We start from the raw sequence: 15,649 nt of genomic DNA, 5'->3' as shown, positions 1-15,649 counted from the left end.
ATGGCAATGCGCGAAGACGATCTTTCGTGCACAACTCCCCGAACGTTAGTTCGGCATCTCACCATAAAGGCGAAGCTCGATCGGACCAAACCGGCGTTCGACCACGGTGGAGCGTCCGGAGCCGATTGCTGCGGCTGTCAGGCCGTTGGGATCGTAGAGATCGGCGCGGCGCGCCACCAGCCAGACACGATGGGGATTGCCGAGCCGCGCTGCGAGATCGGCGACATCGGCCTGCGTGATCGCCGGGGCTCCAAGGTTGCCGATGTAACGTCGTTCGCCGGCTGGCGCGAGATATGGAAACTCCCCCGGAAGGTAGGTCACGCCGGCTGCGTCCGAATAATACCGGAAGCCCACGCCGAGCTCATTCGGGACGGCCAATATGGCATCACCCGGGCGGACGTCTGCAGCGATCGTGGCGCTCAGTTCACGCAGATCCTCGATTGGTGGAGCGGCATATTGCATTGTCACTGCATGGAGATTTGCCAACAGAAGCACAGCAAGCGCAGCACTTCGCACCGGCACACTTCTCGATATGCCAACAATGCCACAGGCGGTCAGCACCATCAGTATCGGCCCCATCCACCCGAATAGGCGATCGATGTAGATCGGCTTGAAGGCGAAGCTGATAATCAGCACAAGCGACAGCGGCACGCAAAGAATGATGCCGAGCATGACCGCAAGCTGCGGCTGACGCCGCCACATGAACCAAAGGCCCGGTACAGCAAGAAGACAGGCAAGCACCGCGGGGGTTCTGCCGCCGCCGGCCAGAATCCAGGCGCTGATCAAGTCGAAGCGCGAAGGCTCGATCCAGAACTGCATGGCACCGAATGCACGGCTTTGCTTCAAGAACCAAGGCAGGAACGGAGACCAGAGCACCAACGCCCCAAAGCCCGAAATCACCGCAACAGCCAACAGCCGCCTGCAATCTGCCGCCGGCAACATCAACGCGGCGACGCCAAGTGCGCACCAGATACCGAAAGCAACAAACAGCGCCGTATTGTGACACCAGAGCAGCAACCCGCCTGATAGCGTGAGAACCACGGCTGCGGATGCCACGGAGCGCAGACCAATCCCCGGCTGACGGTAGACCAGCGTGACCAAGCGAGCGGCGGCGATGATCGCGATGGTGACGGCCAGCGTCTCCAGCGCGTAGGGCCGGGCTTCCTGTGCGTATTTTATATTTCCGGCGTTCATCGCCAGAAGCAGGCCGGCAAGGAGAGAAACCGCCTCCCCCTCCCGGCCAAGCTTTAATAGCCGCCCCGACAGCGAGACTAACAAAACTGTCGCAACGCTTGCCGCGAGGGATAGGCCGCGCAAGCCGGCTTCACTCGCTCCGAACAGCCAACGCCAGCCCTTCAGCAGCGTATAATAGAGCGGCGGGTGCGTCTCGTATTGCGGCACGGAGTGCCAGAGCTCACCAAGCGGCAACGCCGAGAACCAGGCGCTATACGCCTCGTCCAGCCATAAGGAGCGGGAGGCCAGCCCCGGGATCCGCAGAGCGGCAGCGAAGAAGACGATCGCAACGACGCCGATCCAGAAGAAGCGCAGCGCCACGTCTCGCCTTCCGCCCTCAGGAATACCGAAAACGCCAAGACCGGCCTGCGCTGATTGCGATACCACCGCGCCTTGGTCGCTCAAACACGGCTCCCGTAGCGGCCCTTGACGATGAAGATCGGCCGCTGCTTGACCTCGAAGTAGATGCGCCCGACATATTCGCCAAGAATACCGATACCGATCAACTGGATACCGCCGAGCAACAGGATCGCCGTCGCGAGCGACGCATAGCCCGGTACGTCGACACCCCAGACCATCGTACGGATCACGAGCATCACGGCGCGCAAGATCGCGCATACGGCGACGAACGCTCCGATGTACGTCCATATGCGCATCGGCAAGGTGCTGAAACTCGTCACGCCCTCGAGCGCGAAGTTCCAGAGCTTCCAAAAGGAGAATTTGGTTTTTCCGGCAGCGCGCGGCTCGCGCATATATTCAACCTCGGCCGTCGGAAAGCCGACCCAGGCAAAGAGCCCCTTCATGAAACGATGGCGTTCCGGGAGCGTCGCAAGCGCATCGGCCACTTCGCGGCTGATCAGACGAAAATCGCCGGCATTTTCGGGAACCGGCACATCGGAGAGCTTGTTGTGAAGGCGATAAAAGGCCGAAGCCGTCCAGCGCTTGAGCGGGGTGTCCGAGGAACGGTCTATCCGCTTGGCAAGGACAACGTCATATCCCTCCCGCCACTTTGCCACCATCTTGCCGATCAGTTCCGGCGGATCCTGAAGGTCGGCGTCGATCGGCACGATGACATCGCCCCTCGTCTCCTGTATCGCCGCCGACAGTGCGGCCTCCTTGCCGAAATTGCGGCTGAGGTCGAGCACTCGAATTCGCGCGTCAGCCCGGCACGCAGCAAGCAACACTGCAAGTGTCTGGTCGCGGCTTCCATCATTGACGCAGACGATCTCGAAATCGATGCCGTCGATCCGGCTGAGCTCCGCGGTCACGCGGGCGAAAAACTGCGGGAGAACGTCCTGTTCGTTGTAACACGGCACGACAAGCGACAGCAGCGGCGCCGCAGTGGCGCGCTCCATCGGAGCGGCATCGCTTGATAACGCGACGTCATCGAGCCCGGGTGGCTGAAGACTGCGGCTCTGCGCCGGCTTATTCATGGTTTCTGGATGCACATCGTTCTCCGCCAGCCGGTCGCGGAAGAGAAATCCATGCAGATAACGACCGGTCACAATCCAGTCGGAAAATAGTCCATGAAAAGATAAAGAAGTCTGAAAATGGCAGGGGCAGAGGGGCTCGAACCCCCGACCTGCGGTTTTGGAGACCGCCGCTCTACCAACTGAGCTATACCCCTTTACGCTTTCGTTTCAGCTCCTTGGCCATTCGGCCGAAGCGCTTCCGCAAAGCATGGCGCTCCCTTTAAGACGGCGGCAAAGGATTGGCAAGTCCCGTTTTCGATTTTTCCCAATCCTCTGCCGCTTCAAGACGTTTCCGTCAGACCTTCACGTAGTTGCGCCAGTTGTGTTCTTCCTTGAAGCCCAGCACTTCGCGGATCTTGCGGTTGGAGAGAAGCCCCTCATATTCGCCGATCTCGCGGGTGAAGGGAACGTTGGGGAAAAACTGCTGAGCGAGTTCCTTCGACGGCGTGTTGGCCGAGACGGTGTCGTTTGCCGCGTTGAAGACCTGGTAGCCGAGACCATCCTTCTCGATGCAGAGATGGCAGATCTGGCCGAGATCGCGGGCGTCGATATAGCTCCAGGCAATGCGCTTGCGAATCTCCGGGTTCGCAAAATAGGCCGGGAACTTCTCGTATTCATGCGGCTCGATGACATTGCCGATGCGCAGCGCATAGATGTCGGCGCCGGTGCGTTCGGCGAAGGCCCTTGCCGTCTTCTCGTTGATCACCTTCGACAAGCCATAGGAATCCATCGGATTGACGTCGTAATCCTCGTCCAGCGGAAACTGGTGGAAATCGCGATGCCCCTCGGCGAAGCAGACGCCATAGGTCGTCTCGCTCGAGGCGACGATGATCTTGCGGATGCCGAGCTTCACCGCCGCTTCGATGACATTATAGGTGCCCATCGTATTGATGCGGAAGGTCTCGTTATCAGGCTTGATGAGGATGCGCGGCACGGCGGCAAAATGAATGACCGCGTCGAACGGCTGGACGCCCTTCCCGCTTTCGAGATCGGGAAAGTCGCGATGCATCGACAGCGCGTTAAAGACCTGGCCGCTATCGGTGATGTCGGCAATCAGATTGGTGACGCCGGGGCTTTCCAGCGGCACGAGATCGATATTGTGGACCTCATAGCCCTTTGCGACCAGCCACGGCACGGTGTGCCGCCCTGCCTTGCCCGAACCACCGGTGAAAAGAATACGCTTCTTCATGAAATATCCTCCGCGTCATGAAAATCGCAGGGATAGATAAAGGCTTTGCAGCGGAGCGCAAGGGTGGCGCCGCTGCGTCAGGCTGCCTCGACCTCGGGGATGGCGGCAAGCGCCGTCGCCATAGCGTCCTTTTGGACCTTGATGTCGTAGCTCACCTGCAGGTTCATCCAGAACTCGGGCGTCGTGCGGAAGAATTTGGCGAGCCGCAGCGCGGTATCAGTCGTGATGCCCACCTTCCCAACCGCGATACGCTCGATACGGGTCCGGGGAACGCCGAGCTTCTTCGCCAGCATATAGGGCGAGATTTCCAATGGCTCGAGATAGAGCTCCCGCAGGATTTCACCGGGATGGATCGCCGGCAGAATATTCTTAACCATGGTCCATAGCTCCATTCATTCTAATGATAGTCCGTGATTTCGACATCGCCCGGTCCGCTTTCCGTCCAGACGAAACAGATGCGCCATTGCTTGTTGATGCGGACGGCATGCTGCCCTTCCCGGTCTCCCGCCAATTTCTCCAAGCGATTTCCCGGCGGGGATCGAAGGTCGTTGAGATCGGCCGCGGCATTCAGCACTGCCAGCATCAGCTGCGTCCTGCGAACAAGATCAGCAGGAAAACCCTTTCGGATCGATCCATCGGCAATCGATTGGCTGAGCTTGTCCTTATATGATCGGATCACCGGGCGCCTCGCATTAGTATCATACGATGATACCAATCGAAGTCAACAAAAACGAAAAAGGCCCCGCTGTTTCCAGCGAGGCCTTCTCTATTCAATGCGACAGTCGATTACTCGACGATCGAGGCAACGATGCCGGCGCCGACGGTACGGCCGCCTTCGCGGATAGCGAAGCGCAGCTTTTCTTCCATCGCGATCGGAACGATCAGCTCGACGTCAACCGTGACGTTGTCGCCCGGCATAACCATTTCCGTGCCTTCCGGCAGCGTGACGATGCCCGTCACGTCCGTCGTGCGGAAGTAGAACTGCGGACGGTAGTTGGTGAAGAACGGCGTATGACGGCCGCCTTCTTCCTTCGTCAGGATGTAGGCTTCTGCCTTGAACTTCTTGTGCGGCTTGACCGAACCCGGCTTGCACAGGATCTGACCACGCTCGACGCCGTCACGGTTAACACCGCGAACCAGAGCGCCGATGTTGTCGCCGGCCTGGCCCTGATCGAGCAGCTTGCGGAACATTTCAACGCCGGTGACCGTCGTCTTCGAGGTGGCGCGAATGCCGACGATTTCGACTTCTTCGCCAACCTTGACGATACCACGCTCGACGCGGCCCGTAACAACCGTACCACGGCCCGAGATCGAGAACACGTCTTCGATCGGCATCAGGAACGGCTGGTCAACCGGACGCTCAGGCGTCGGGATGTAGGCGTCGACCTGAGCCATCAGCTCGCGGATCGCGTCTTCGCCGATCTTCTTGTCGGAATCTTCGAGAGCGGCCAGAGCCGAACCCTTGACGACGGGGATGTCGTCGCCCGGGAAGTCGTAGGACGACAGCAGCTCGCGAACTTCGAGCTCGACGAGTTCGAGAAGCTCGGCGTCGTCAACCTGGTCGACCTTGTTGAGGAACACGACGATAGCCGGAACGCCAACCTGGCGAGCGAGCAGGATGTGCTCGCGGGTCTGCGGCATCGGGCCGTCAGCAGCGGAGCAAACCAGGATCGCGCCGTCCATCTGTGCGGCACCGGTGATCATGTTCTTGACGTAGTCGGCGTGGCCGGGGCAGTCGACGTGCGCGTAGTGGCGGTTCGGGGTCTCATACTCGACGTGAGCCGTCGAGATGGTGATGCCGCGTGCCTTTTCTTCCGGAGCAGCGTCGATCTGGTCGTACGCCTTGAACTCGCCGAAGTACTTCGTGATCGCTGCCGTCAGAGACGTCTTGCCGTGGTCAACGTGGCCGATCGTGCCGATGTTTACGTGCGGCTTGTTGCGCTCAAACTTACTCTTTGCCATTTGAATGCTTCCTGTGAACGAAATGGGTGACCCCGGCGAACCGGTTTAGTGCCGCCGTTTAAGGCTTTCGGCGGGATTGCGCAAGACCTAATTGCGAACGGTCTTCCGGGCTTTGCTGCCCATATGGGAGACAATCTTCGGCGCACAAGATCGATGCCGCTCGAGACTGCAGAATTATTTGAAAATGAAAAGAAAACCTGGAGCGGGTAGCGGGAATCGAACCCGCGTATTCAGCTTGGAAGGCTGCTGCTCTACCATTGAGCTATACCCGCGGGATTGGTCCGATCGAGACGAATGGTGGAGAGAGTTGGATTTGAACCAACGTAGGCTGAGCCAACGGATTTACAGTCCGTCCCCTTTAACCACTCGGGCATCTCTCCATAACTTTTCGTCTGGATCGGAAGACCAAGCTTGCGATCGTTTGGCGTCGCCGCCCTCGATCTGCGCCGCGTATATGACCGGTGCGTTTTCACATGTCAACACGAAGACAAAAGAAAAAATGTGAAAAAATTCATTGCCTGTTGAAAGGCCCGAAGACGAATGAGACCTATGCGCAGCGAGATCGCGCCGCTATAAGGCCGCATGAGCAAAGACAACAAATCCGGCGGCAAGCCCGCAACCGAAAAAACCCCGCGCGACACGCATTATGCAACGCTGCGCCGCCAGCACCGCGATGCAAAACGCGAGCGTGGCGAGATCCCCACCCCTGCCCCGCAAAAACGCAAGCGCGGCGGCGACGACTGGAAGCCGCCGGTTCTGGCGCCCGAACAGGTCTATCTCTATGGCCTGCATACGGTGCGCGCCGCGCTCGACAATAAAGAGCGCCGCAACATCAAGCTTTCGGTGACGCAGAATGCGCTCGCCCGCCTGGAGATCGATCCCGAGACGCTCGGCATTCCGGTCGAGATGGTGGCGCCGCATGATATCGACAAGATGCTTGGCCCCGACGCCATCCACCAGGGCGTCATGCTGGAAACGCGGCCCCTGCCCGTACGCCGGCTGGAAGCGCTGAAGGACAGCCCGCTGCTTCTGGTTCTCGACCAGGTGACCGATCCGCACAATGTTGGCGCCATCATGCGCTCGGCCGTCGCCTTCAATGCCGGTGCCGTGATCACCACGCAGCGGCACAGCCCGACCGAATCGGGCGTGATGGCAAAATCGGCCTCCGGCGCCCTTGAACTCATTCCTTATATACAGATCACCAATCTCGCCGATGCGGTGGGCGAGCTGCACAAGCTCGGCTTCGTGACGATCGGGCTTGATTCGGAAGGACCGGCGCCGCTCGAAGGGACCTTTACCGGAGAGAAAGTGGCACTCGTTCTCGGCTCCGAGGGCAAGGGCCTGCGGCAGAAGACGCGCGAGACGGTCAATGCGCTGGCGCGGCTCGACATGCCGGGCGCGATCAAATCGCTCAACGTCTCGAACGCGGCAGCGATCGCGCTCTATGCGGCGCGGCTTTATCTGGCGAAATAGGTGAGATCCGCCGGCGGACTCAAAATGAACGCATGCGGCGGCTAGAAGCCGCCGGACCGAAACGGCAAGCGAGAAGGAAGCAATCCGGCATGGCAATCCGGCCCCTCCTGTTCGGCATTCTGTTCATCGCAGTTTTCGTCGGCATCATCGTCAGTCTGGTCTGGGTCGATCCCTCCCAGCCGACACGGCAATCCGACCCGCTGGCGCCCACGCCGCCTGCAGTTACCGACCCTACGGCGCCTGCTCCTGCACAGTAGCCGCCTGGAACCACAAACCGCACCGCGCGTTTGCCTCGCAGATTAACGCAAGGAAAACCGCATGCGAATCATGATCGTGGTCGTAGTTCTGATGGTCGGCTCGGTGCTCAGCATCGTGATAATGACGCCATCCGGCGCCGGACAGACCGGCAACGGCGCCAAGATCGAGGCTAGCATCAACGAGCCTGTGCAGCAGTAGACCTGAAATCCATCACCTGATGTGCAAAGCCCCGGCATGACCGGGGCTTTCTGCTGTCAGTTGCTGGCCTTCTCGACGGTGATCTCGCCGAACTCGTCGATCATCACGGTCCAGCCATCGGGCTCGGCATCCGGATCGGTCTTCAGGTAGACCGTGGCGAAGAGGCCCGGCTGCTTGATGATGCCGGTGGAATTCTCCGGACGGATATCGGTCACATAGGGCTTGATGTCGGTGAACTCATGCAGCTCGAGAGTGGAAACGACCTCGGGGCCTTCGTCGGCCTGGGCAATCTGCTGCAGATAGACCTTGGACGTGCGGTCCGGCTGGCGGACGGCGAAGATCTTGTAATAGCCGTGTCGCGGCTCCGCACTGATAGCGGCCGGCTGGGCTGCACCTGGCGCGCGCTCGATGGCGATCTCGCCCTTCGCCTCTTCCCAGTAGCCGGTGCTCGTCGCAAAGGTGATCGACGACGGCAGGATTGTATCGGCGGCTGGTGCTGCAGCCGCCATCCCCGCGCCGGAGAAAAGAGCGGCGGCCAGAAGTAAGTTTGCGGCTCTCATCTCAATCCTCGAATTGTTCTGCCAGAATGCGGTCGGACCAGGAGCGGTCCGGATCGGAGAGGATGCGTGCCGTCATATGTTCCGACTGGGCGATGCGCACATGCAGCACCGACTTGACCTCGGAATTATCGGCAACGGCATTCACCGGCCGCTTCTCCGCTTCCAGAATATGGATATCGACCGTCACCTTGTTCGGCAGCAGCGCGCCGCGCCAGCGCCGCGGGCGGAAGGCGCTCACCGGCGTCATCGCCAGAAGCGGCGCCTCCAGCGGCAGAATCGGACCATGGGCCGAGAGATTATAGGCCGTCGAGCCCGCCGGCGTTGCCACCATCAGGCCGTCGCAAATCAGCTCTTCGAGCCGCACATGGCCATCGACCTCGACCCGCAGCTTGGCGGCCTGGTAGGACTGGCGAAACAGCGAGACCTCGTTGATCGCAAGCGCCGTCGAATTGGTGCCGTCGGCATTGGCTGTCGTCATCTGTAGCGGCCGGAAGACATTCTCGACGGCAGCGCAGATACGGTCCTGCAGATCTTCCGTCTTGTAATCGTTCATCAGGAAGCCGACGGAACCGCGGTTCATGCCATAGACAAGCTTGCCACTGTTCATCGTGCCATGCAGCGTCTGCAGCATAAAGCCATCGCCGCCAAGCGCGACAATGACATCGGCCTCCTCGGCCGGCACATCGCCATAGATGCGAATCAATTCCTCACGCGCCGCCAGCGCCTCGGTGGCGGAAGATGCCAGAAAACCAAGCGTCTGAAATGACCGGCCCATGCAATGCCCTTTATGATGCTCGCCTAGCTAAAGGATAAAGGGCTTGTGCGACAAGGTGTTTTGCGCGGCGACGGATTTCGCTAGTCCGGGAATTCGGCGTTGGCATGCAAAAGCAACATCGCGATCTCGGATATTCGAGGCAATCACCGTTTGCGAAATCGCGCCCCTCCCTGGATTTTGACTTTACACAAAGCCAGAATCTGCTAGTTGGCACGCAATGCCCTTGTAGCTCAGTTGGTAGAGCACCTGATTTGTAATCAGGGGGTCGCGGGTTCGAACCCTGCCGGGGGCACCACTTCATTGCAAGATAGATATCGCGAGTTGCTCTAAGTCGAGCCGCGGAATGGCGCGTCATTGCGGAGCAAGGCTAGCAATGGTCTTGACAGATCAACGCCCCACCCTCAACTTCCGGTTTATCAATGAAGAATCACAGCCTTGGGTCACGGCTACCCTAGGCTGAACATTAGCGAGCTTTCGATTGAGCTGGATCAACGGGACGCTGTCGAGTAAATCCGCTGACGGACGCAGGTCTCTTGGCGTCATTATCATTCTTCTGCTGACGTCAATTACCGTAATGTTACCTGCGCTCTGCTTCGGAGAAATCCTCCGCGGTCAGGATGCACTAATTCACACACGCTGGCAGGTTGCATTTGCTCCAGTTTTCTGGAGTGGCGACATCTTCCCGCGCTGGCTTCCAGATTTGAACAAAGGCTTTGGCAGTCCCGCGTTTTTTATCTATCCACCGCTCACCCAAATGCTTGCGGCTGTTACCTATCCACTCGCCCCTAGCGCCGAATGGACCAGCTTCAGGATCGCAGTGTCTGTGACGTTTGCGATATTCGTGGCCGCACTCGGGGCGTTCCTCTGGCTGCGAACGCACACCAACGATAGGTCTGCCATGTGGGGAGCCATCGCGTACTCGGTCGCCCCCTATCACCTCTTCGTCGACACCTATTTCCGCGGAGCATTCGCCGAGGTTTGGTCCTTTGCCCCCATTCCATTTGCAATGCTTGCAGTCGACCGGCTTTCAGGCAAGGCCCATTCGGCTTTTTTGAGCCTGGTCTTGTCCTTGTCTTGTGCCGTCCTCCTGCATGCGCCATCAGTGCTGATCAATGTGCCAGTAGTCGGTCTCTACGCCGCCCTCATCGGCTGGCAGCAGAGAAGCCTCCGCCCGCTTGTGCTATTCGCCACGGCCGGAGCAATTGCGATGCTCCTTTGTGGCGGATATCTCGGCACGGCCCTTACACAAGTGAACATGATCCGGAGCGTCGAGCTCTTCGGCGGCCGCTTGGTCCCTACGAAGTGGTTGATTGGCGGAGGCACGTGGCCGGATATCCCCATCATGATAATGATTAATTTCATCATGGTGTTGCAGGTGGTTTTGGCGATCGTCCTGTTTCGCAACATCGCAACAGGACAGCCGCGCACATCAATGTGGCGTCTAAGCTTCGCATTGGCATTGATGACTATCTCGGTCGTTATGACGACTATCATCAGCGAACCGCTATGGAGTTTGAACTCTTCGCTCAATCGCATCCAGTTTCCTTGGAGATTTCTCTCGATCCAGGCGATCGCTATTGCCGCACTCTGTGCATATGTAGGCGACCAAGCGGGCCGCTCTTCGACACCAAGGCGACAAGCCGCGCAGAGAAGCGTGTTTTTTGCGATCGGTTCGATGCTGGTTGTAAACGTGGCCCTCTATGCCTTCTCGATCGAATCCGGCGCGGCCTCAGGAAAGGCGCGGGCTGCACTGGTCGCGGATAACACCGAGCCCTTCGAATATCAGCTCGGCGACATCGACGTCTTGACCAGGAGATTCCCGGACAACGCATCGACGGCCATTCTTTCCGGAACTGGCGATGTTCGCGTCAAACAGTGGAGACCGCGGCTGATTGAACTCGCGACATCTTCAGAAGGCGAGATGCGGCTGGCGATCCGCCAATTTTCATACACCGGATGGCAATATGCTCAAAATGGAGGTGCGGCGCGGCCCGCCGATCTGCTGAGCATAGACGAACCGGTTGTCGTGGTGAGCGTTCCTCCGGGTAGCCACCGCACAACGATAACGATGCCGCCCACGCAACAAGAGCGGGCCGGCTGGATCGCTTCTCTGGCGGGTGTTGCCTCGCTGGTAATCTCGATCGCGGCATTGAGGAGGGGTAGCCCTCTCTCTTCCCAGCGCACAACACTCAACGGCCCCGCTGACGCGCTGTCGGAATGACTGCCGTCGCTTTCAACGCTCCCTCCGCATGAACCTAACATGAAGCCCGTCTTCAGAGCGAGTTCAGGCCGCGGGGGCCAACCTTGGGCATGAACTACCAAGGAGATGCGTTATGAAAATCGCCCATTTTGCCATTGCGGCCGTTCTTTCGATCGGCTCGGCCGTCGTTGCGGCGGAGCCTGTCTCGGCCATGCCGCGGTCGCAGGCGCCGGTTGCGGCTGTGGAAAAGAGCGATGTCGTTCAGGTCCGGCACCGTCACTACCGGAACAACCATCGTTACTATTATCGCCATGGCTGGCGCTATAACAGGCACCACTATCGCGACTGGCGCGCCGAGCGGCGCTGGCGGGAGCATCGCTACTGGCGATATCACGACCGTTACTACCGGCCGCATCGCAACGGCGTCTATTTCCGCCTGAACCTCTAGAACGAAAAAGCCCCGGGAGACCGGGGCTTTCTTTATTCACATGCCTGCAGCGATCAATCGATGTCGTCGACGACGGCGTCGGGCTTGCCGCTGATGCGGTGCGCGAGAGCCGCTTCCATGAACTCGTTGAGTTCGCCGTCGAGAACATCGCCGGGAGCGGTGCTGGCCACGCCGGTGCGCAGATCCTTGACCAGCTGGTAGGGCTGCAGGACGTAGGAGCGGATCTGGTGGCCCCAGCCGATATCGGTCTTCGATGCGGCTTCGGCGCTGGCGGCGTCTTCACGCTTCTTCAGTTCCGCTTCGTACATGCGGGCACGCAGCATGTCCCAGGCCTTGGCACGGTTCTTGTGCTGCGAGCGTTCCTGCTGGCAGGCGACCACGATGCCGGTCGGGATATGGGTGATACGCACGGCCGAGTCGGTCGTGTTGACGTGCTGGCCGCCGGCGCCCGAGGAACGGTAGGTATCGATGCGGCAGTCGCTCTCGTTGATCTCGATGTTGATCGAGTCATCGACGACGGGATAGACCCAAATCGACGAGAAGGACGTGTGACGGCGCGCGTTGCTGTCATAAGGCGAGATACGCACCAGGCGGTGAACGCCCGATTCCGTCTTCAGCCAGCCATAGGCATTGTGGCCCTTGACGAGCAGGGTCGCGGACTTGATACCCGCTTCTTCGCCGTCATGGACTTCCAGAAGCTCGACCTTGAATTTCGAACGCTCAGCCCAGCGGGTGTACATGCGCAGAAGCATGTTCGCCCAGTCCTGGCTTTCCGTGCCGCCGGCGCCGGAATGGACTTCAAGATAGGTATCGTTGCTGTCGGCCTCGCCTGACAGCATCGCCTCGACCTGGCGGCGCGCCGCTTCGGCCTTCAGGCCCTTCAGCGCTTCCTCGGCCTCGGTGACGACGCTCGCATCGCCCTCTTCCTCGCCCATCTCGATGAGCTCGATATTGTCGTTCAGCTGCTGCTCGAGCTGCCGCACGCCGTTGATGCCGTCATCCAGCTGCTGGCGCTCGCGCATCAGCTTCTGTGCTTCCTGGGCATCGTTCCAGAGGTTCGGGTCCTCTGCCTTATTGTTCAACCAGTCCAGCCGTCTTATCGCCTGGTCCCAGTCAAAGATGCCTCCTCAGCAGGGTGATAGCCTGCTTGGTTTCATCGACTACGTTTATGATCTCCGCGCGCATTTTCCTGCTTCTCTGCGTTGGTCTCGAGATGGCCCGTCAAATAGTTGCGGCGGCAGCGGATGTAAAGCCCGCGGCCGCCGCATGGCGTTCGACGAAGGTGATTAGTAGAGGCCGCCGCTGTTCGACTGAACGGCCTGGTTGGCCTGCGGCGAGGTCTTCAGAATCTCTTCCGGAGACATGGTGCTGTCCATGCCGATGACCGAGAAGCTGTCGGCCGGGCCGGTGCCGGGCTTGAAGGCTTCGATGATCGTGTTCGGATCGCCTTCCTGCGCCGCCATGCCGGTCTTGCGGTCGATGGCGACGAGGTTCATGCCCTGCGGGATCACGAATTTCGACGGCGGCATGTCCTTGACGGCGGCCTGCATGAACTCGTTGAAGATCGGCGCCGAAAGGCCGCCACCCGTACCGCCGCGGCCAAGCGGCGCCGGTGTATCGAAGCCCATGTAGAGACCGGCGACCAGATCCGGCGTGAAGCCGACGAACCAGGCGTCCTTTTCATCGTTGGTGGTACCGGTCTTGCCGGCGACATCGCGGCCGCCGAGATCGATCTTGCCTGCGGCGGTACCGCGGGTGATGACGCCCTGCATCATCGAGGTGATCTGGTAGGCGGTCATCGGGTCGAGAACCTGTTCGCGGTTATCGACGATGTTCGGCTCTTCCTGGTTCTGCCAGTCGCCGGCATTGCAGCCGTCGCAGACGCGCTCTTCATGCTTGAAGATGGTCTTGCCGTAGCGGTCCTGGATGCGGTCGATCAGCGTCGGCTTGATCTGCTTGCCGCCATTGGCAATGACCGAATAGGCCGAGACCATGCGCAGGACCGTGGTTTCGCCGGAGCCGAGCGACATGGCGAGCAGCGGCGGCATCTTGTCGTAAATGCCGAAGCGCTCGGCATATTCGGCAACGATGTTCATGCCAAGGTCGTTGGCGAGGCGGACCGTCATCAGGTTGCGCGAATGCTCGATGCCCGAACGCAAGGTCGAGGGGCCGCCGACTTCGCCGCCGTAGTTCTCAGGCTTCCAGACCTGACCGCCGGAGACGATCTCGATCGGGGCGTCCATGATGACGGAGGCAGGCGTATAGCCGTTGTCCATCGCGGCTGCGTAGACGAAAGGCTTGAAGGAGGAACCCGGCTGGCGCATCGCCTGCGTCGCACGGTTGAATTCCGACTGGCCGTAGGAGAAGCCGCCAGCCATGGCGAGAACGCGGCCGGTTTTCGGGTCCATGGCAACGAGGCCACCCTGAACCTTCGGTGGCTGCTGCAGCCGGTATGATGTCGATGTCTCACCGCCCTGGCGCGCGACATAGACGACATCGCCGGGCGACAGAACGCCCTCAGGCGACTTCGCCGTCTTGCGGTCGCCGGTCGACGAGCGATAGGCCCACTGCATGTTCTTTGCCTGGATGGTGCCGCGCTCGCGATCCGGGCCGATCTTGCCGCCACCGTCCTTCGGCGGCTGCAGGCCGATATCGACGCTGTCGTCGGAGACGGCGAGAACGACGGCAAGGCGCCATTCGGGAACGTCCGACAGCGCCGGAATGTCGGCGAGAGCCTTGCCCCAGTCGGCAGTCGTGTCGATCGTCTTGATCGGGCCATGGAAACCGCGGCGCTCGTCATAGGTCGTCAGACCATCCTGCAGGGCGCGGCGGGCCGCCAGCTGCATCTGCGGATCGAGGGAGGTACGGACCGAGAGACCGCCTTCATAAAGCGCCTTCTCACCGAACTGGTCGATCAGCTGACGGCGGACGGCTTCGGCGAAGTAATCGGACGCGAAGAGCGACGGGCCGGTGCTGCGGGCGGTGACGCCGAGCGGCTGCTTCTTGGCTTCTTCGCCGTCTTCCTTGCTGACATAGCCGTTTTCGACCATGCGATCGATGACCCAGTTGCGGCGCTCAAGCGCTGCTTCCGGGTGGCGGAACGGATGGTAGTTTGCCGGGCCCTTCGGCAGCGATGCCAGATAGGCGGATTCGGCGATCGTCAGTTCGGTGACCGACTTGTTGAAATAGGTGAGTGCTGCGCTGCCGATACCGTAGGAGTTCAGGCCGAAGAAGATCTCGTTCAGATAAAGCTCGAGGATCTTGTCCTTGCTGTAGGCCTGCTCGATGCGGAAGGAGAGGATCGCTTCCTTGATCTTGCGGTCGATCGTCTGGTCCGAGGTCAGAAGGAAGTTCTTGGCGACCTGCTGGGTGATCGTCGAGGCGCCGACCGGGCGGCGGCCAGAGCCGAAATTCTGGACGTTGACGAGAATAGCGCGGCCGAGACCGGTGAGGTCGACGCCCGGATGGTTGTAGAAATTCTTGTCTTCAGCCGAAAGGAAGGCAGCCTTGACGCGGTCCGGGATTGCCTGGATCGGCAGGAACAGGCGTTTTTCCTTGGCATATTCAGCCATCAGCGCGCCGTTGCCGGCGTGAACGCGGGTGGTCACGGGCGGCGCATAGCTGTTCAGCACGGCGTAATCGGGGAGATCCTTCGCGACGTTGGCCAGATAAACGGCCACGACAGCTGCTGCGCCAAGAAACATGACGCAAGCAATGCCGAAGAAATATCCAAGAAGTCTGATCATGTTGGGCTACCGGTATTCCAAATCTTCAATCGGCGCAGGCGGTATCATCGCATCAGATCGCGCAATTTACACGTTGCGCGCGGCTTACTCCATGCGCGGCACTGCGACAAGCCGATTCCGCCTCTCGGGTCAGAA

Annotated in this window: 15 protein-coding genes and 4 tRNA genes; 6 read left to right on the top strand and 13 right to left on the bottom strand. The window is 60.1% G+C overall.

From position 1 onward, the window contains the following. Window positions 1–45 precede the first annotated feature (45 nt). The 9 genes from ACEN84_RS16830 to ACEN84_RS16790 all read right to left on the bottom strand — a co-directional run bounded on the left by ACEN84_RS16830 (window position 46) and on the right by ACEN84_RS16790 (window position 6,236). A complete protein-coding gene (locus ACEN84_RS16830; protein WP_413709324.1) occupies window positions 46–1,638 on the bottom strand; it encodes a hypothetical protein in 1,593 nt (530 codons plus the stop codon). Continuing rightward, a complete protein-coding gene (locus ACEN84_RS16825) occupies window positions 1,635–2,681 on the bottom strand; it encodes a glycosyltransferase family 2 protein (protein ID WP_413709323.1) in 1,047 nt (348 codons plus the stop codon). Before ACEN84_RS16825 ends, ACEN84_RS16830 begins: the two co-directional genes overlap by 4 nt. Window positions 2,682–2,784: 103 nt before the next feature. Beyond that, window positions 2,785–2,860, bottom strand: a tRNA-Trp gene (locus tag ACEN84_RS16820). Between the two features lie 140 nt (window positions 2,861–3,000). Beyond that, window positions 3,001–3,894 carry an NAD-dependent epimerase/dehydratase family protein gene (locus ACEN84_RS16815; protein ID WP_413709322.1) on the bottom strand — a complete coding sequence of 298 codons (894 nt, stop codon included), beginning with the start codon at window positions 3,892–3,894 and terminating at the stop codon, window positions 3,001–3,003. A gap of 77 nt (window positions 3,895–3,971) precedes the next feature. Then, on the bottom strand, window positions 3,972–4,271 hold the full coding sequence (locus tag ACEN84_RS16810; RefSeq protein WP_413709321.1) for a HigA family addiction module antitoxin: 300 nt from the start codon (window positions 4,269–4,271) through the stop codon (window positions 3,972–3,974). 20 nt (window positions 4,272–4,291) lie between these two features. After that, window positions 4,292–4,573 (bottom strand): type II toxin-antitoxin system RelE/ParE family toxin, encoded by a 282-nt coding sequence (locus ACEN84_RS16805; protein ID WP_413709320.1) that lies wholly within the window; start codon window positions 4,571–4,573, stop codon window positions 4,292–4,294. 107 nt (window positions 4,574–4,680) lie between these two features. Then, on the bottom strand, window positions 4,681–5,856 hold the full coding sequence (gene tuf, locus ACEN84_RS16800; RefSeq protein ID WP_130282487.1) for an elongation factor Tu: 1,176 nt from the start codon (window positions 5,854–5,856) through the stop codon (window positions 4,681–4,683). Window positions 5,857–6,054: 198 nt separating this feature from the next. Further along, window positions 6,055–6,128: transfer RNA gene (locus tag ACEN84_RS16795), tRNA-Gly, on the bottom strand. 23 nt (window positions 6,129–6,151) lie between these two features. After that, window positions 6,152–6,236, bottom strand: a tRNA-Tyr gene (locus ACEN84_RS16790). Window positions 6,237–6,438: 202 nt separating this feature from the next. On the opposite strand from ACEN84_RS16790, the gene rlmB reads away from it, so the two are divergent. The 3 genes from rlmB to ACEN84_RS16775 all read left to right on the top strand — a co-directional run bounded on the left by rlmB (window position 6,439) and on the right by ACEN84_RS16775 (window position 7,785). Further along, window positions 6,439–7,329: a 23S rRNA (guanosine(2251)-2'-O)-methyltransferase RlmB gene (rlmB, locus tag ACEN84_RS16785; RefSeq protein ID WP_203429037.1), complete on the top strand. Its 891-nt coding sequence runs from the start codon at window positions 6,439–6,441 to the stop codon at window positions 7,327–7,329. 89 nt (window positions 7,330–7,418) lie between these two features. Beyond that, the gene (locus ACEN84_RS16780) at window positions 7,419–7,586 is read left to right on the top strand and encodes a hypothetical protein (RefSeq protein ID WP_413709319.1); all 168 of its coding nucleotides are present in this window, start codon (window positions 7,419–7,421) and stop codon (window positions 7,584–7,586) included. Window positions 7,587–7,647: 61 nt separating this feature from the next. Then, window positions 7,648–7,785: a hypothetical protein gene (locus ACEN84_RS16775; protein ID WP_413709318.1), complete on the top strand. Its 138-nt coding sequence runs from the start codon at window positions 7,648–7,650 to the stop codon at window positions 7,783–7,785. A 56-nt stretch (window positions 7,786–7,841) separates the two neighbouring features. On the opposite strand, the gene ACEN84_RS16770 is transcribed toward ACEN84_RS16775, so the two are convergent. Together ACEN84_RS16770 and ACEN84_RS16765 are read right to left on the bottom strand one after the other, a co-directional pair. After that, window positions 7,842–8,345: a hypothetical protein gene (locus ACEN84_RS16770; RefSeq protein ID WP_413709317.1), complete on the bottom strand. Its 504-nt coding sequence runs from the start codon at window positions 8,343–8,345 to the stop codon at window positions 7,842–7,844. Between the two features lies 1 nt (window position 8,346). After that, the gene (locus ACEN84_RS16765; RefSeq protein ID WP_112720409.1) at window positions 8,347–9,120 is read right to left on the bottom strand and encodes an NAD kinase; all 774 of its coding nucleotides are present in this window, start codon (window positions 9,118–9,120) and stop codon (window positions 8,347–8,349) included. A 219-nt stretch (window positions 9,121–9,339) separates the two neighbouring features. Here ACEN84_RS16765 and ACEN84_RS16760 point away from each other — a divergent pair. From ACEN84_RS16760 to ACEN84_RS16750, 3 genes are all read left to right on the top strand, one after another. After that, window positions 9,340–9,415 (top strand) — tRNA-Thr (locus ACEN84_RS16760). 183 nt (window positions 9,416–9,598) lie between these two features. Continuing rightward, window positions 9,599–11,341 (top strand): hypothetical protein, encoded by a 1,743-nt coding sequence (locus ACEN84_RS16755; protein WP_413709316.1) that lies wholly within the window; start codon window positions 9,599–9,601, stop codon window positions 11,339–11,341. Window positions 11,342–11,453: 112 nt separating this feature from the next. Further along, a complete protein-coding gene (locus ACEN84_RS16750; protein WP_413709315.1) occupies window positions 11,454–11,768 on the top strand; it encodes a hypothetical protein in 315 nt (104 codons plus the stop codon). Between the two features lie 53 nt (window positions 11,769–11,821). Here ACEN84_RS16750 and prfB read toward each other — a convergent pair. Together prfB and ACEN84_RS16740 are read right to left on the bottom strand one after the other, a co-directional pair. Continuing rightward, a protein-coding gene (prfB, locus tag ACEN84_RS16745; RefSeq protein ID WP_413709314.1) for a peptide chain release factor 2 occupies window positions 11,822–12,953 on the bottom strand; the annotation gives its coding sequence in 2 pieces (ribosomal slippage) (window positions 11,822–12,883 and window positions 12,885–12,953; 1,131 coding nt in all). A gap of 101 nt (window positions 12,954–13,054) precedes the next feature. Further along, window positions 13,055–15,514 carry a penicillin-binding protein 1A gene (locus ACEN84_RS16740; protein ID WP_112720413.1) on the bottom strand — a complete coding sequence of 820 codons (2,460 nt, stop codon included), beginning with the start codon at window positions 15,512–15,514 and terminating at the stop codon, window positions 13,055–13,057. Window positions 15,515–15,649 lie beyond the last annotated feature (135 nt).

Source organism: Rhizobium sp. Rhizsp82 (assembly GCF_047325115.1).
Lineage (GTDB): Bacteria > Pseudomonadota > Alphaproteobacteria > Rhizobiales > Rhizobiaceae > Rhizobium.
Note: the sequence above shows the minus strand (reverse complement) of the source record. Positions and strands in the feature narration are given on the sequence as shown.

Excerpts from the sequence above, each read along its gene's own strand:
- ACEN84_RS16740 (WP_112720413.1), bottom strand. The coding sequence starts at position 15,514 with ATGATCAGACTTCTTGGATATTTCTTCGGCATTGCTTGCGTCATGTTT.
- rlmB (WP_203429037.1), top strand. The coding sequence starts at position 6,439 with ATGAGCAAAGACAACAAATCCGGCGGCAAGCCCGCAACCGAAAAAACC.
- ACEN84_RS16765 (WP_112720409.1), bottom strand. The coding sequence starts at position 9,120 with ATGGGCCGGTCATTTCAGACGCTTGGTTTTCTGGCATCTTCCGCCACC.
- tuf (WP_130282487.1), bottom strand. The coding sequence starts at position 5,856 with ATGGCAAAGAGTAAGTTTGAGCGCAACAAGCCGCACGTAAACATCGGC.
- ACEN84_RS16780 (WP_413709319.1), top strand. The coding sequence starts at position 7,419 with ATGGCAATCCGGCCCCTCCTGTTCGGCATTCTGTTCATCGCAGTTTTC.
- ACEN84_RS16775 (WP_413709318.1), top strand. The coding sequence starts at position 7,648 with ATGCGAATCATGATCGTGGTCGTAGTTCTGATGGTCGGCTCGGTGCTC.
- ACEN84_RS16810 (WP_413709321.1), bottom strand. The coding sequence starts at position 4,271 with ATGGTTAAGAATATTCTGCCGGCGATCCATCCCGGTGAAATCCTGCGG.
- ACEN84_RS16815 (WP_413709322.1), bottom strand. The coding sequence starts at position 3,894 with ATGAAGAAGCGTATTCTTTTCACCGGTGGTTCGGGCAAGGCAGGGCGG.
- ACEN84_RS16770 (WP_413709317.1), bottom strand. The coding sequence starts at position 8,345 with ATGAGAGCCGCAAACTTACTTCTGGCCGCCGCTCTTTTCTCCGGCGCG.
- ACEN84_RS16750 (WP_413709315.1), top strand. The coding sequence starts at position 11,454 with ATGAAAATCGCCCATTTTGCCATTGCGGCCGTTCTTTCGATCGGCTCG.